This window comes from Halodesulfovibrio sp. (assembly GCF_015482765.1).
Taxonomy (GTDB): Bacteria; Desulfobacterota; Desulfovibrionia; order Desulfovibrionales; family Desulfovibrionaceae; genus Halodesulfovibrio.
In genome coordinates this window covers 1-15,548 of the sequence record NZ_JADMLB010000073.1, presented here as the reverse complement: position 1 = coordinate 15,548, position 15,548 = coordinate 1, and the positions used below count along the sequence as shown (strand labels likewise).

The 15,548-nt window shown below is 44.3% G+C and carries 10 protein-coding genes; 7 read left to right on the top strand and 3 right to left on the bottom strand.

The features are described 5' to 3' along the window. Positions 1–1,118 precede the first annotated feature (1,118 nt). Complete coding sequence (locus tag QZY95_RS14435; RefSeq protein ID WP_290924787.1) at positions 1,119–3,410, bottom strand: PAS domain-containing sensor histidine kinase; 2,292 nt, start codon at positions 3,408–3,410, stop codon at positions 1,119–1,121. A 279-nt stretch (positions 3,411–3,689) separates the two neighbouring features. Here QZY95_RS14435 and ftsY point away from each other — a divergent pair, with 279 nt between their 5' ends. The 3 genes from ftsY to QZY95_RS14420 all read left to right on the top strand — a co-directional run bounded on the left by ftsY (position 3,690) and on the right by QZY95_RS14420 (position 8,305). Further along, positions 3,690–5,432: a signal recognition particle-docking protein FtsY gene (gene ftsY, locus QZY95_RS14430; protein WP_290924785.1), complete on the top strand. Its 1,743-nt coding sequence runs from the start codon at positions 3,690–3,692 to the stop codon at positions 5,430–5,432. A 195-nt stretch (positions 5,433–5,627) separates the two neighbouring features. After that, entirely contained in the window at positions 5,628–6,284 is a 657-nt protein-coding gene (ung, locus tag QZY95_RS14425) for a uracil-DNA glycosylase (protein WP_290924783.1), read from the top strand. A 449-nt stretch (positions 6,285–6,733) separates the two neighbouring features. After that, complete coding sequence (locus QZY95_RS14420; protein WP_290924781.1) at positions 6,734–8,305, top strand: phosphoethanolamine transferase; 1,572 nt, start codon at positions 6,734–6,736, stop codon at positions 8,303–8,305. A 279-nt stretch (positions 8,306–8,584) separates the two neighbouring features. Here QZY95_RS14420 and hypE read toward each other — a convergent pair whose 3' ends face one another. Beyond that, entirely contained in the window at positions 8,585–9,607 is a 1,023-nt protein-coding gene (gene hypE, locus QZY95_RS14415) for a hydrogenase expression/formation protein HypE (protein WP_290924779.1), read from the bottom strand. A gap of 2 nt (positions 9,608–9,609) precedes the next feature. Further along, a complete protein-coding gene (gene hypD / locus QZY95_RS14410; protein ID WP_290924777.1) occupies positions 9,610–10,701 on the bottom strand; it encodes a hydrogenase formation protein HypD in 1,092 nt (363 codons plus the stop codon). A 210-nt stretch (positions 10,702–10,911) separates the two neighbouring features. Here hypD and QZY95_RS14405 point away from each other — a divergent pair, with 210 nt between their 5' ends. From QZY95_RS14405 to trpB, 4 genes are all read left to right on the top strand, one after another. Next, positions 10,912–11,550: an HD domain-containing protein gene (locus QZY95_RS14405; protein ID WP_290924775.1), complete on the top strand. Its 639-nt coding sequence runs from the start codon at positions 10,912–10,914 to the stop codon at positions 11,548–11,550. Next, on the top strand, positions 11,516–12,427 hold the full coding sequence (locus QZY95_RS14400; protein WP_290924773.1) for a D-alanine--D-alanine ligase: 912 nt from the start codon (positions 11,516–11,518) through the stop codon (positions 12,425–12,427). Before QZY95_RS14405 ends, QZY95_RS14400 begins: the two co-directional genes overlap by 35 nt. Before the next feature lie 138 nt (positions 12,428–12,565). Next, on the top strand, positions 12,566–13,846 hold the full coding sequence (locus tag QZY95_RS14395; protein ID WP_290924771.1) for a glycosyltransferase N-terminal domain-containing protein: 1,281 nt from the start codon (positions 12,566–12,568) through the stop codon (positions 13,844–13,846). Between the two features lie 250 nt (positions 13,847–14,096). After that, positions 14,097–15,320 carry a tryptophan synthase subunit beta gene (trpB, locus tag QZY95_RS14390; RefSeq protein ID WP_290924769.1) on the top strand — a complete coding sequence of 408 codons (1,224 nt, stop codon included), beginning with the start codon at positions 14,097–14,099 and terminating at the stop codon, positions 15,318–15,320. Positions 15,321–15,548: the final 228 nt, after the last annotated feature.

Below are 15,548 nucleotides of genomic sequence, written 5' to 3'. Positions count from 1 at the left end.
ATGTCTTTAGTGAATTTAAGAAGTACTTTTTATATAGCACGATGTGTGCCAAAACCTGTTTTATATCCAGTATAATGCTAGATTCAATTAAATCAGTATATTATGAAAAGTCCCTAAAAACTTCATTCAATCTAACGGTAGAAAAAATTGTACTGGGGTGGGGTAGGTCTAGAAAAAACAGTATAAAATTTTGCACAAACAGGGTGGTCTTAGATTTAGAGATGAAAAGATGGCGTTATAACACCCCTAAAAGTAAGTATAAAATAATTAGAAATGTGTTTTTTGACGCTTTTACGTTCCTACGTTGAAACTCGTAGTATGACTAAAAGTTGCAGCTTGTTGATTCTAATACCAATATAATACCGTGAAAGTCGGAGTTGAAAACGTGTTCTTATGGTTCACGAGGAAAATTGTGGTGCAAAAAGTTATACAATTTGATTTTCCCCAGTGTTTATGGGGGATATGAGCGGTTTGAGTCGCATTATTGAGATAAAAGCCGAGAGGTCAAAAATTTTTTACTTTCATCGATGTGTTATATTGTATGTGAAAAAGCTATGTGTATTCAGCATGTTAGTCTCTTGTGCAGTAATTCGTTTCTGACATGTTAGCTGGCTGCAACCACTGTACTTAATGGAAATGATGAGATGAATGTGCCGAGGGTTATATATACGACGCTTGATTCTGCTATAACTGGACAGTTCGGAATCCTGTGTTACTCTTTAAGTGAGTGAAGAGACCTGCGGATCGTCCCTAGGTGAGAGCGGATAGGGGTTATCGCGGCAATCTCAAGCGAAGTGTTAATTGTATTCCCGCTGACTGCGCAACGCACTGTGGTGGGTTTTAAGACACAGGCGTAAAGGCTGATTCGCAGTCTGCGCAGAAACGTGGCAGAGGCGGATAGTTTGAATAACCTCGACAGGAGGTTCTGACTTACGGAAAATCGGTGGTACCATAATGGCAAATAGAGTTGCCCACAATGTGGGGTTGGTTCGTCACCCCGTGTTCGTGCACACATCAGGTTCTTGAGCTACTCATGAACATGCCGGTCACCGGAAAACGTGCACTTTTTTTTGTCTGAAATTTAGTCGCACGAAGAATGAGCATAAAGGGAAGTGTTTTTACATCGCCTTTGGAAGGTAAACATTAAACGCAGAACCTTTATTCTCTGCTGCCGTAACAGAAATTGTACCACTGTGGTTGTTGGTAATAATAAAGTACGAGACAGAGAGCCCCAAACCTGTACCATCTCCAACCGGTTTGGTTGTGTAGAACGGTTCAAAAATTCGTTTTCGTACTTCTTCACTCATCCCGGGGCCGTTGTCTGCAATAGTAATCATAACTCCGGCAGCCGAAGGCTGTGTCGTAATGATAAGGATAGGGTTCGCCACCGGTGGTTCTGCTGCGGAAAATGCCTGTGCAGCATTTTTCAATAAGTTCAATATGACCTGTTCAATTTCCTGCGGAGCACATGATATTTCAGAAACTGTTGAGTCGAATTCCCGAACGATCGTGATGCGGTTGAAATAATGTTGAGTTTTTAGCTCGTAATCATTCGCTGCAAGTTCAATAGATTTATTAATGATAGAATGAATGTCGCACGGGATACGCTTGATGTTAGAGCTTCTGCTGAATTCAAGCATGTTCGCAATAATGGATGCAGCCCGTCGTCCGCATTCTGTTACACCGTCAAGTAAGCTGAAGATTTCTCGTTGCTCCATGTAGGTGTTCATTTTTTCAAGCGAAAGATTCAATTGATCAGCCGCACGAACATTCGGTGGAAGTTCAGGGCTGAATCTGCGTTGGATATTTTGTACACCTTGGAGAATTCCTCCAAGCGGGTTGTTGATTTCATGCGCCATACCTGCAGCAAGCCCGCTGATAGAAGCCATTTTCTCTGTTTGAATGATGCGTTCTTCCATCCGTAGGCGATCAGAAATGTCGTCAATACGGAGTACTGCAACACGCTTGGTACCGATGGTAACAGGGAAGATTACAATGTCATATGTAACCTGAGCCTCTTTGCGCATGGAGGTTACTTTAGGAACTGTGACAGGCGTGTTGTCATCAAAAGATGTTCGAATATGTCGTTCAACGAACGCCAGCTCAGGCAGTAGCTCCCTGAACCGTTTACCTTCGGCAGCTTCCGGTACAATGTCGGTGCTTTCTTCAATAGTATCGTTCCAGAGTGATACAGTCATATCTTCTGTAACGCCCACAATAAGAGAAGGCATGCAGTTGATGATATTTTGAAGCATCTCTTTGGTCGATATCAGTCGCTGTTCGGCTATTTTTTTAGGTGTAATTTCCGAATGTGTGCTGATAAAGCGGTAGGCTTCACCTTCCTGATCATATAGCAGTTGTGAACGACCGAGGAACCAACGGTATTTTCCGTCCTTGTGCTTCATCCGGTATTCGCTTTCTGTACGACCATCCTCATCATATTGTTCAGCGCGGGAAATTTTTTCGATTTTAGCTCGGTCATCAGGATGAATGCGTTCTAGCCAGACTGACAAAGAATTCGTCAGCTCAGCATCAGAATAACCCAGAAGTTCTTTCCATCTAGGTGTATACAGTAGAAAATCCTGCCCTAAATGACGATCAATGATACCATCCATAGTGCTTGCAGCCACGAGACTGAATTGTTCCTGACTGGTACGCAGTTGCGTTTCAATATGTTTACGCTCTTCAATGTTTTGGTACAGCTGGTTATTGATGTGTGTCAGCTGGGTTTCACGCAGCGCAACTTGTTTGGCCATCTCTTTAAAGTTAAGAGCAATTTTTTGTAATTCTTTTGTTTGAAGCGTAGGGTAATGTTCCGGATAGGTTCCGGTGCGCAGTTGATCAATCATCTTGCTAAGTTGTAAAAGAGGTTTTTTCAGATACAGCTTGAGAAGTTGATGTGTGAAAAAGAGAATAGCTATGAGTAAGAAGCCGATAACATATAAATAGTTGATCAGTTCCTGGCGTTGTTTTTTTTTGAATGAGTCAAAGGTAAGATGCGTTGTAAGTCGCCCGATGTGTTGATTATTGTAAAAAATATCTCGGGATATGACTTTGTCGGTATGCAGGGTGGGATCACTTATTTTGTCTGCAATAAGTTTACCGTCAGGCTCTTCTACTTGGATACGCAGTACCGTATCGGATTCTGAAAAGACCGCAATAATTCTTGTTACAGTATCATATTCAATGTTCCAGATAGGGATAGCGAGTATTTCAGCAAGACGTTGAGTGCGGTCAACAGCCCTTTTTTCAACTTGAGTAAGGGCACTGCAATAGCTTTGGGAATAATGGTAGATGCCAATGAAGGTTATCGTCGCGCACACAGTAGCAATAATGCCAAGCAGCAAACTGCGGGAAAGCGAATTACCGCAGAAGATTTTTACTATGGTGCGTGAAATAGGGCCTTGCATGTATGCTCCTGTGATCCCAGATTAAAAAGAACCAATACTGCTAAAAACGAAACCAATAATATAGAAATGATATAGATAGTCAATAAAGGTGAATGGATAAGTGAGGGGCTGATCTGCATTTTTTCCAGAGAAGAGCTTGAGCATGGAGAAAAATTTTTTAAAAGGTCAATGAAACCCTTGGCGACTTGACTCCAACGCAGTAATGAGCAAAGTATTCCGATTCGTATATAATGATAAAAACAGCAGAGAAATTTTTTTCTGGTATTTAAAGGATGGACTATGGGGTTCTTTTCTAAACTGAAACGACTTTGGACAACTGAAGAATCTACGCAGCCGGCAGAGCAGGAAGCACCAGAAGGTGTAGTTGATGCCGTTGCGGAAGAAGATGCCGGGAGTGCTGACGCACCTGCTGAAGTAGCGGCGCAGGATGTACCCGCAGAAGAAGCGCAGCAGGAGCCTGCTGAGCAACCAGCGGATGAAGTGGTTTCAGCAGAAGAAGAGCCTGTAGAGCAGCAGCCGGAAGCTGAAATTATTCTTCAGCCGGAGTTCATTCAGGAAGAGGGAGATGAGCCTTCACGTGAAGCAGTTGAAGAAGCTGCACCGGTAGAAGCGCCTGTGGCTGAAGCTGAACCGGTCGTTGAAGTAGAAGAACCCGTTGCTCCTGTAGAACCTGCTGAAGAGCCGACCCCTGAGCCGGAACCTGCCGTACCTGCTGAGCCTGAATCTGTTGTTGAACCAGCTCCGCAACCTGTAGTTGTAGAACCGGCAGCACCGGAAACAGCAACACTTATTACTGATGACCAGCCTCAGTGGCAGAAAGACCTTACTGTAGCGCTTCGCGGTGCTGAGCCAAAACTTTCAGTATGGCTTGAGCATGTACTTAACGGTATCGAAGAAGTCGGCGATCCTCTTTGGGAACGTCTCCGTTTCTTCTTTGATGCACTTGATGCTCCAAAAGATGAAGCAGAAGAGTTTATTGCAAAGTTTGCAGAATGGCTTGATGACATGGAATATGACTATGTCAGTGATTTCCGTTCTGAATTGCAGTTCCGTCTCGCTCTTGCTCTCGACCTTGAAGATGAAGAAGACGAGCGTTCCCGTCTGTTCCTTAAGCTTTCTGAAGGTCTTTCTAAGACAAAAGAACAGATTACAAAGCAGATTGATGGCTTACTGGCTACACACTCTGAGATTGATGAATCTTTCTGGGAAGAGTTTGAAGAGATTCTCATTATGTCTGACGTTGGCTTTGAGCCGACCATGAAGCTTGTTGAGCGTCTGCGTGAGCGTGTTCGTAAGGCTGGAACTACAGATCCTGCTAAGTTTAAAGAATTTATGCGCGAAGAACTGGAAGAAATTTTCAAAACAGGTCCTCGCATTACCGCTGTTAACATGCCGGAAGTTGTTCTTATGGTCGGTGTTAACGGCGTGGGTAAAACCACCACCATTGCTAAGCTTGCTTACCGTGCTCAGCTTCAGGGCAAAAAAGTACTTATTGCCGCTGGTGATACATTCCGCGCGGCAGCTATTGAGCAGCTTCAGGTATGGGCAGATCGCATCGGTGTTGATTTTCATGCAAAATCTGCCAACTCCGATCCGGCAGCTGTTGCATATGAAGCCGTGGAAAAAGCTGTTGAAGGCGGCTACGATTTATTGTTTGTGGATACTGCGGGACGCCTTCAGACTAAAGTCGGCTTGATGGATGAATTGCAGAAAATCCGAAACGTACTTGGGAAAAAGCACGAAGGTGCTCCTCACCGTACTATTCTGACGATTGATGCGACTACCGGCCAGAACGCGTTATCCCAGACCAAGCTGTTTAACGAAGTTGCGCATCTTGATGAGATTATCCTTACTAAGCTGGATGGCACCGCAAAAGGCGGTATCGTCGTAGCTATTGCTATGGAGTTCAATATTCCAATTACCTACATCGGCCTTGGTGAAAAAATGGAAGATCTCAGACCGTTTAACGGCGCTGATTTCGCAACCGCTTTGCTTGGACTCGAAGACGCACCGGAAGCATAACGACTCTGGCAGCAAGGATACGAGCCTTCGCAGGCAGAAACGCCTGAAACCATTTCTTGTGTGAAAAAGATTTTTCTAACAGGGAATACAGAACAAGGCGCGTATGCTATGCCCTTAGTATGCATGGTGAAAGAGTAAATAATAGAAGACGGACGGGACTTCCTGTCCGTCTTTTTCTATACAAAGGATAGAAGTATGATTCCGCAGGATTGGTGCGAAGCTGTTCCTTATTTTAAAGAAGGAAGACATGAACGCATTTTGCAAAAGGTAGCGTCCTTACGGGAAAAGAATACAGTCTTCCCGCCGGAAGAACAGGTTTTTGCTGCACTGGCAGCTGTACCATTCAACGATGTTCGCGTTGTCATTCTGGGGCAGGACCCATATCACGGAGCAGGGCAGGCTCACGGCCTTTCTTTTTCTGTTCCTGAGGGAGCCAAGTTTCCGCCTTCACTGCGCAATATTTTTAAAGAGATTGATGCAGAGTTTCATAACGGTGAGAAACGTGATGTTTCTACAGATCTTACCCGCTGGGCAACGCAGGGTGTTCTGTTGTTGAATGCAACACTCACCGTTCAGGAAGGCAAGGCAGCTTCACACGCTAAATTAGGTTGGGGAGCTGTGACAGATGACATTATTAAAGCCATAAGCCGTAAGCGAAAGAATCTTGTATTTCTTCTTTGGGGAAAACATGCACAGGATAAACGTCCGCTGATTGCAGAGAATGATCATTATATTCTTGAAGCGGTGCATCCTTCTCCACTTTCTGCATCTCGAGGATTTTTTGGCTGTAATCATTTTATTCTTACAAACAAATGGCTTCGAGAGCATAATCAATCTGAAATTGATTGGTAATGTGCTTCTGAATTTTGGTCATAAGAAAGGCTGTCCTAACGAGTTAGGACAGCCTTATTTGTGATATTTTGTATATCTTTTATTAGTTAATGAAATTTTTTGTTAGGTGTGTTGTTAAGGGGTCGAAATAGCATTGCTTTTAGATTCATTTTGTTGTGATTGCAGTAAGCTGTGCATTCTAATTTTATGATAATATTTATGCGGCGATTAATCGCATATTGCACTGTTTTTTCTAGTAATTTTGTCCACTCATGTAGTCATGACAAATAGTGAAAGAACGTAAGAATGTAGTTGTGGCAGATGTACTAATTGTAAAACTGACAGTGTGACGCAAACGCCGAAGTTAACGACAAACAAAGAGTAAAGTGCAAAAAAGTTTTGTTGTTTACAATGGTTAGGCTATAAAATATACGAAAACCTTCTTTTAAAAAATTCTAGAAGGTTAAAAGATGAGTTTACAATATTCCTCCTTGATTAATTGTAGTAAAAAAACGATTCATTATTATTTTCAAAAAAGTGTAATTTTTTGGATTTATTCAATTTTTCTGACATTCATTTATAATACATACTTCTTTGAAGGTCAGCCTCATGAAGTCTTTTTTGCAAGTTTGATTATTGTTTTTTTGAATTTAGGGATATTTACACTTTTAACGTTATTTTCCTGTTTTTCGTATCTTGTCTTTCCGCTTGTGAATATATGCTGTGCAGTTGCCCAATATTTCTACGTTATATTTAATGTCCCATTGCGATATAAAAGTATTAGTTGGGCATTAGAGGCAAATAAATTTGAAATAACGAGTTATCTGAGCCCGACTCTTTTTATTGTGATTGTTGGCGGTGCGTTATTGGGATTTTTTCAAGCATATCTTTCAAGACACTTGCGCCAACTCCCTTTTTTCACACGTTTGTTTGTTGTTCTTTTGACTGCTCTTTTGAGTATAGGCTGTTATGAAGTCTCTACAAGGGTACTTAAATCAACGGGGCAATCAGATACGGCTCGTCTTGCATCACTTTCAAAAGTTACTCCTATCTCAATTGTTAAGGCATTACAGCTATATTACAAAGAAGAGAAGAAGGCAGAAAAATTATTAGCGTTACCGACGGCTCAAACTATACAATCGACGTTACAGTTTGATGAAAAGCCGATTCTTGTTTTTGTTATTGGTGAAAGTGCACGGGCTGGTAATTTCTCCCTAAACGGCTATTCTCGTAGAACTAACCCATTGTTAGAAAAAGAAGGAAATCTGATTAACTTGGGCGTGGCTGAATCTTTTGATACGTCAACAAGAAGATCTCTTATTGGTATGTTAACTAACGCTACGCGGGAAAATAGAAAGCCATCATTGGGATCATTTGTAACTTTTTTTAATAAACACAATTACAATACCTACTTTTTTTCATTACAAAACCGTCTAGGTCGAAGTGGCCATCTTACAGATGCTTTAATCTCTTCGGCGAAGACGGTGAAGTATATGAAAGGACAAGATCCTGTACTGCTTCCTGTTCTTCAACAGGTTGTAAGACAAGATGAATCTATGAACGGAAGTCTCATTCTTTTGCATACCAAAGGTTCACATTTTTCATATCGATCTAACTATACAAACGAATTTCGTGTATTTCTGCCGGATCAATATACAAATGAAGAGTATAAAGAAAATATTACACCTTTTGTCAATGCATATGACAACACTATAGTAAAAACTGACTGGATGTTAAGCCAGGCCATCGAGATACTTAGAAACAAAAATGCTGTTCTTGTGTATACCTCAGATCATGGTGAAAGCCTTGGAGAGAATGGACAGATGTTTCATGGCGGAACTGATGCAATTCAGAAAAAGGTGCCGTTTATGATTTGGTTGAGCGGGGAATATAGAGCTAATCATCCTGATATAACAAAGGCATTACTTTCTGTTTCAAAAAATACAATTTCACACGATAATCTGTATCATACAATTTTAGGGTTAGGAGGAATAGACTCTCCAGCCTTTAATTCTTCTTTAGATTTGACTCGTATTAATTGATGAGCACTTGTTCTTTTACTCCCTCTCCCTCTATTTTTAGAGAGGGAGGGAGTAAAAGTATATTGGATGTATGCTATAGAGCCTTTGAAGCGACTCTATAGAATTAGCAACAAGGAGTTTTACTTTTTGTTGCTATTTTTTATTTACAAGTAGTATTGAATAAATATGGGTACTCAAAACGCTGTGCACAATTTATATATAAAAAAGGGCTGCAAGAAAAAATTCTTACAGCCATAATTATGTTATTTTGTGTTAGAGAACGAGTCGTGATAGTTGGATTTAACAAATGCGCGGTAACTGCTCCCCTTCAAGCATGTTCAAGAGACGGTGTCCGCCAAGCGGAGTTTCAAGAACAACCTGTCCGGCTTTGCCGGGAGAATCGTTTGGATCAAGTACGGTGCCTACCTGTGCAGCTTCTTCACCGTATTTCAGTGAACGCATAAGCTCGAGTGCAGCTTCAGCCTTTTCCTGAGGAAGAATACAGATAAGTTTACCTTCATTGGCAAGGTAGAATGGATCAAGCCCGAGGAAGGAACAGCCGTTACGGACAGACTCTCGAACTGGCACCTGATTTTCAACAAGATTGATGGTGACGTTGGACTGTCCTGCAATTTCGTTCAGTGTGGTGGCAAGTCCGCCGCGGGTCGGGTCGCGAAGCACATGAATGTCACCGATTTCGTTAATCAGTGCCTCTACAATGTGGTTGAGAGGGGCGGAATCACTTTGTACGTCTGTCGCAAAGTTGAGTCCTTCACGATTGGAAAGCACGGTCAAACCATGGTCACCCATGGTGCCGGAAACAAGGATAGCGTCACCGGCTTTGGCGTGTGCACCGGAAGTTGCAGTTGGAAGAATGAGTTCCCCGATGCCGGTGGTATTGATGAATACCTTGTCCACACAGCCGCGCGGAACAACTTTGGTATCTCCGGTAACGATAAGAACATCAGCTTCTTTGGCAGCCTGCGCCATTTCAATAACAATTTTCTCAAGCGTGCTCATTTCCAATCCTTCTTCAATAATGAAGCCGCAGGAGAGGTAGCGCGGTTTTGCGCCGAGCATAGCAACATCGTTAACGGTTCCGTGTACTGCAAGGGTACCGATGTTGCCGCCGGGGAAGAAAATAGGATCAACAGTATAGCTGTCAGTACTCATAGTGACAGGGCCGTTGATATCCAGCAATGCAGCATCGTTCATTTCATTAAGAATCGGATTGCCGAAATGCTTGAAAAAAAGATCGCCGATAAGACGGTTGGAGGCCATGCCTCCGCTTCCGTGGTCAAGAAGAAGAGTGGAATCGCTCATGATTATGCTGTCACCTGATATTTGAAGTAAGCTGCACAGCTGCCTTCTGTGGAAACCATGCACGGGCCTACCGGTTTTGCAGGGGTGCAAGCCTTGGCGAATAAAGGACAGTCGCTTGGCTGCATTTTCCCTTTAAGCACTTCGCCACATTTACAGCCCGGGGTTTGTGGAACCTCGGTCAGTGTAATATCCAGCGCTTTCAATGCGTCAAATTCTTCGTATTCATCTTTAAAAACAAGGCCGCTTTCAGGAATGGTGCCTACGCCGCGCCACTGTGCTTCAGCAATATCAAAGACTGAGAACATGATTTCGCGGGCTCTGGCGTTGCCGGAGTCGGCAACAGCGCGCTTGTACTGGTTAACAATAGAAGCTTTTCCTGTTTTCCGTTGTTCAACCATAATAAGCAGAGACTCAAGGATATCAACAGGATCAAAGCCTGTGATAACGCCGGGAGTATTGTAATTTTCAGCTACAAAATGGTATGGCTCCATACCGAGAATGGTGGATACGTGGCCTGGGAGCAGGAAAGCATCCACTGCACATTCGGGATCTTCAAGAAGCACTTTAAGTGCAGGCGGAACCAGTTTGTGGAATGAAAGCACTTTGAAATTTGTAAGGTTTTGCTGCTTTGCCATCTGGATGGAAGCGGCAATGGTCGGTGCGGTTGTTTCAAACCCTACGCCGAGGAACACGACGGTGTCGTTCGGGTTGTCTTGAGCAAGTTTTAATGCATCAAGCGGGGAGTAAACAATCTCAATGCGGGCACCTTCTGCTTTTGCAAGCTTCAGGTTGCGTCCTTTAGGGCCGGGAACACGCATCAAGTCGCCGAATGTGGCTAAAATGACGCCGTCTTTTCCTGCAAGGTCGAGAAAAGCAGCAACTTCACTTTCGTGCGTTACGCAGACAGGGCAGCCGGGGCCGGAAAGGTGGACAATTTCTTTAGGTAAAAGAGGACGCAATCCGCTTTGGAAAATAGCCACAGTATGTGTGCCGCAGACTTCCATAAAACGAAGAGGACCATCAAGTTCGTTATGCAGTTGTTCCAGAAGTTTTTTACATAATTCTGGATCTTTAAAGGAATCAGATACATTCATTGTGCACTTCCTTAACATGGTTGGAGCATAGGATAGACGCGGCAGGGTATCCGCACACTGAATACTGCTACGCTCTCAGTGTAGTGGTGTCAACGTGGCGAAAAAAGTGATCTGTACACGCTGCCTTTGCTTTTTTTGCACCCGCTTGCTACAAAAAGTTGAAAGCCGGTCTAAATTTGAAATTATCTTGCCGGATACATAGAGGTTTTTATGCGGTCACAGTCAGATTCTCAACATAAGCAATGCGCATACCGCGCAGCTCTTCCTTTTCATCGATTTCCTGTGAATCCGAAGTGGCATGTTCCAAACAGGGCAGAATGCACAGCCCTTTGGGATAAATATAAAATGCCCGATCATATACGGGCGCATAGCGAGCAGGTTGCCTACCTTGCAACAACCCTCGCAAAGCTTGGTGCTGAACGCGGTATGGATGTTTCAATAGAAAGCATCACATCCAGCGCCCTGCTGCATGATATTGCCAAGGCTTACACCATTGAGTTTGGTGGTGATCATGCATGGATCGGCGGTTCAATTGTTTTGTCAGAAACGGGAAACCCTTACGTGGCTCAAGGGGTTCTGCATCATGTGCATTGGGAATGGCCTGTTGATTGTGAATTGTGTTTTTTGCCTTTGGCGATTATCTACGCTGATAAGCGAGTGATGCACGACAACATAGTATCACTTGATGAACGCTTTGATGATCTTGTTGTTCGCTATGGAAGAACGGACAGGATCATTGCTAATATAATGAAGGCAAAGGTGCTTGCAGAAGAAATAGAGCAGGCCTTTTCCGAACAATTAGGAATTTCACTACATGAACATTCTTTTAATCGCGGGCGGATGGTCTAGCGAGCGGGAAGTTTCACTGAATGGTGCAAAAGGTATCCATCAGGCGTTACTCCGGCTAGGACATACCGTAACTTTTTTTGATCCGCATCTCTCTTTGGATGGTCTTCTGACCGCAGCAAGGGGACATGATTTTGCGTTTATCAACCTGCATGGTTCTCCGGGTGAGGACGGCATGGTGCAGGCATTGCTGGAATCTGTAGGGTGTCCGTTTCAGGGCAGCCGTGCAACAGGTTCATTTATTGCGCTGAACAAATCAGTCTCTAAACAAGTTTTTCTTGATAACGGCCTTCCTACTCCGGAATGGGAGTTTTTGGCCAAGCGTCCTTCAAAAGATTGGCGCCCTAAATTCTCCTACCCTATCTTTATCAAGTCAAACACAGGCGGTTCCAGTTTAGGGCTTTCCAGAGTCGTAAGCGAAGAAGAGCTTTCCGGATCTTTGGAATCACTGTTTTCAACTGAAAGTCAGGTGATTGTTGAGCCGTTAATTGAAGGTGTAGAAGTAACCTGTGGTGTCCTGGGCGATGTAGCCTTGCCTCCTATTTTGATTGAACCGGCAGATGGTTCAATTTTCTTTGATTACGAGGCAAAGTACCGTCCGGGGGGAGCGCGCGAAATTTGTCCGGCACCATTGCCGGAGACCATTACAGCGCAGGTTAAGCACTTTGCCCTTAAGGCTCACAAAGTACTTGGACTCAGCGGCTACAGCCGTGCCGACTTTATCTACTCACCAGACGGCAGTTTGCATCTGCTGGAAGTAAATACTCTTCCGGGTATGACTTCCACCAGCCTGCTTCCTCAGGAAGCCGCTGCAATCGGGCTTTCTTTTGATGACCTTATCGCAAGGTTGATTGAACTCGGTTTAGCCGAAGATAACTAGCAAACAATATGTACAAATTGCTCCGATGACCGTGTTTTCTGAATGGAGACATGGTCTCGGGGCATGTTGTGCATCTGATTACTGTATTTGCTTGAAGGATTAGTTAGCAGACTCACTCTCAAAACTTAGGATGCTGTTATGAGCCTTGGATTCTCTCACAACATGATGCTTGCAGTCTATGGAACTGCATGGCGTATCGCCCGACCTGTTCTTGATCGCAATAAACGCTTGAAATACGGGCTGTCCCAGCGGCTTGTGCCGTCCGGATGGTCGAAACGGGCTCATGTGTGGATTCAGGCTGCTTCCGGCGGTGAAGCGTATCTTGCTTGGCAGATGCTTCGCGAAATGCCGGATGATCAGCAGATGACTATTCTGCTCACCTCCTGCACAAAGCAGGGCATTGAAGTTTTGGAAAAAGCCAGAGAGTGGGCTGCCGCAGAAAAAGGCTACCTTGATGTTATTGTAAACTATTTCCCTTATGACCAGCCGCACCTGATGGCTCGGGCTGTGGAAATGGTTGCGCCGAAAGCTGTTGTTCTTCTGGAGACAGAGCTTTGGCCGGGGCTTATGACTGCCTGTGCTGTTCAGAATGTTCCGGTCACAGTGTTCAATGGAAGGATGAATCCACGCTCGCTTGCAGGATATCTTGCAACAGTAAACTTCTGGCGTCGCATCCGTCCTGCAATGGTGCATGCTATTTCTGATCAGGATGCTCGCAGATACGCGGCACTGTTCGGAGAGCAGGGCATCTATAGAATGAACAACATTAAGTTCGACAGTGTTTCTGCTGCCGGAGCAAAAGGAAAGAACCCGCTGCTCGGTAAAGTCTTCAAAAAGAATACTCCGCTGGTTGTACTTGGCTCTGTCAGAGAGGAAGAAGAGGAAAGCATTCTTGATTTGATTGTGCGTCTTAAAGAGGCACGTCCAAAAACAAGCATTGCCCTTTTCCCTAGACATATGGAACGCGTAGGCTTGTGGGAGATGATGCTGAACGGAGCAAATCTTCCGATTGTTTTGCGTTCGAAAATTACAGAACCGCCGGCACCGGGAACAGTTATCCTGTGGGATACCTTCGGTGAACTCGGTCATGCTTACCAGCTTGCCCGTGCTGTTTTTGTAGGCGGAAGCCTTGCGCCGCTGGGTGGTCAGAATTTTCTGGAGCCACTGGCTGCCGGTAAAAATCCTGTGATAGGAACCAGCTATCATAACTTCCAATGGGCAGAAGGTCTTATAGCCGAGAAGCTGGTGTATTCAATGGAATCTGTGGATGATGTTTTTGAGCAGATGATGCGGGTTTTAAAACGTCCTGCCAAGCCTGAAGCTGTGCACAAACGGTTTGCAGCATGGCTGAAAGATAGACAGGGCGGCACAAAGCAGGTTGTGAATGCGCTTTTATTGTTATTGAAGCGTGTTATCTAGCACTAGACCTTTTAGAAACAAAAATTGTTGACACAACAGAGTGTAAAGCTTTAGAGTTTCTTCATGCAGAAAATAAACAATTCCTCAATTCTTTCTCTTCGTAATTGGTGGTGGCGCTGGTAATAAGCGCCGTGGATTGTTATTGCCTGCGTAAAAAAATACGTAGAACTTACTAAAACCGCGGTAGTGCAAACTGACCGCGGTTTTTTAATGGTCGAAGCACTGCCGTAACATATTAAGGAGACTCATTATGTCTACAGCAGTGAACAGCGAAGTTACAGCGGCGGGTTTTTTTGGCGAATACGGCGGACAGTACGTTCCTGAACCATTAAAGCCTGTTCTTGCAGAACTCGAAGCAGCCTTCGAACAGTACCGCAATGATCCTGAGTTTGTTAAAGAGTACAACTACTACTTAACACAGTTCTCCGGTCGTCAGACCCCTCTCTATCTCTGTTCCAACCTTACCGAAAAGCTCGGCGGCGCAAAGATTTACCTCAAGCGTGAAGATTTGAACCACCTTGGTGCGCATAAAGTAAACAATACAATCGGCCAGATCCTGCTTGCAAAGCGTATGGGTAAAAAGCGTATCATCGCTGAAACCGGTGCAGGTCAGCACGGCGTTGCAACTGCCGCAACAGCAGCCCTTATGGGTATGGAATGTACTATCTACATGGGCGAAGTAGATATTGAGCGCCAGAAACTCAACGTATTCCGCATGCAGATGATGGGTGCTAAGGTTGTGGCAGCAACAAGCGGCCAGCGCACACTTAAGGAAGCAGTAGACGAAGCACTCGCAGAGCTTGTTCAGTCTTCAGAAGATACATTCTACCTTCTTGGCTCAGCAGTAGGCCCTCATCCATACCCGACAATCGTTCGCGAATTCCAGCATGTAATCAGTAAAGAAGCAAAACGTCAGATTCTTGAGAAGGAAGGTCGTCTTCCAGATGCATGTCTTGCATGTGTAGGCGGTGGTTCAAACGCAATCGGCATGTTTGCAGACTTTATTGAAGAAGAAGGCGTGCGTCTTATCGGTGTAGAGCCGGCAGGTCGCGGATTGGCGTATGGTCAGCACGCAGCATCATTGAGTCTTGGTGAGCCGGGCATCATGCATGGCTTTAATTCCTACATGCTTAAAGATGAAAACGGCGAAGCCGCAGAGGTGTACTCCATTTCCGCAGGTCTTGATTACCCGAGTGTAGGGCCGGAACATGCATTTTTGAAAGATGCCGGTCGTGCTGAATATGCATACATCAGTGATAAAGAAGCCATGGATGCATTTTTCGCACTTTCCAGAACAGAAGGCATCATTCCGGCAATCGAATCTTCCCACGCTTTGGCTCATGCAATGAAGATTGCACCAGAGATGACAAAAGATCAGATCATCATCGTCTGCCTCTCCGGTCGTGGTGATAAAGACGTGGCTCAAATTGAAGATATGGTTTCCAAGGGTGAAATCGTTATTCCTGAGCTGTAAGTTGCAGATATTTTGTTCAAAAAGCGGAGTGCCGACTAAGGTGCACCGCTTTTTGAATAAAGAGAGCAGAAAAACGTAAAAAATAAATGCAAATTATATCATTGTAAAACAGTGTGTTAGGCTTCTTCTGTCAGTTTTTTTGAAGAAAGAATCAAAAAAGTTTTAAAAACTTGTTGACGGAGAGGGCTGGTTTGCATAGAACGTCTCTCGCTGCAACGGAGCAGCCCA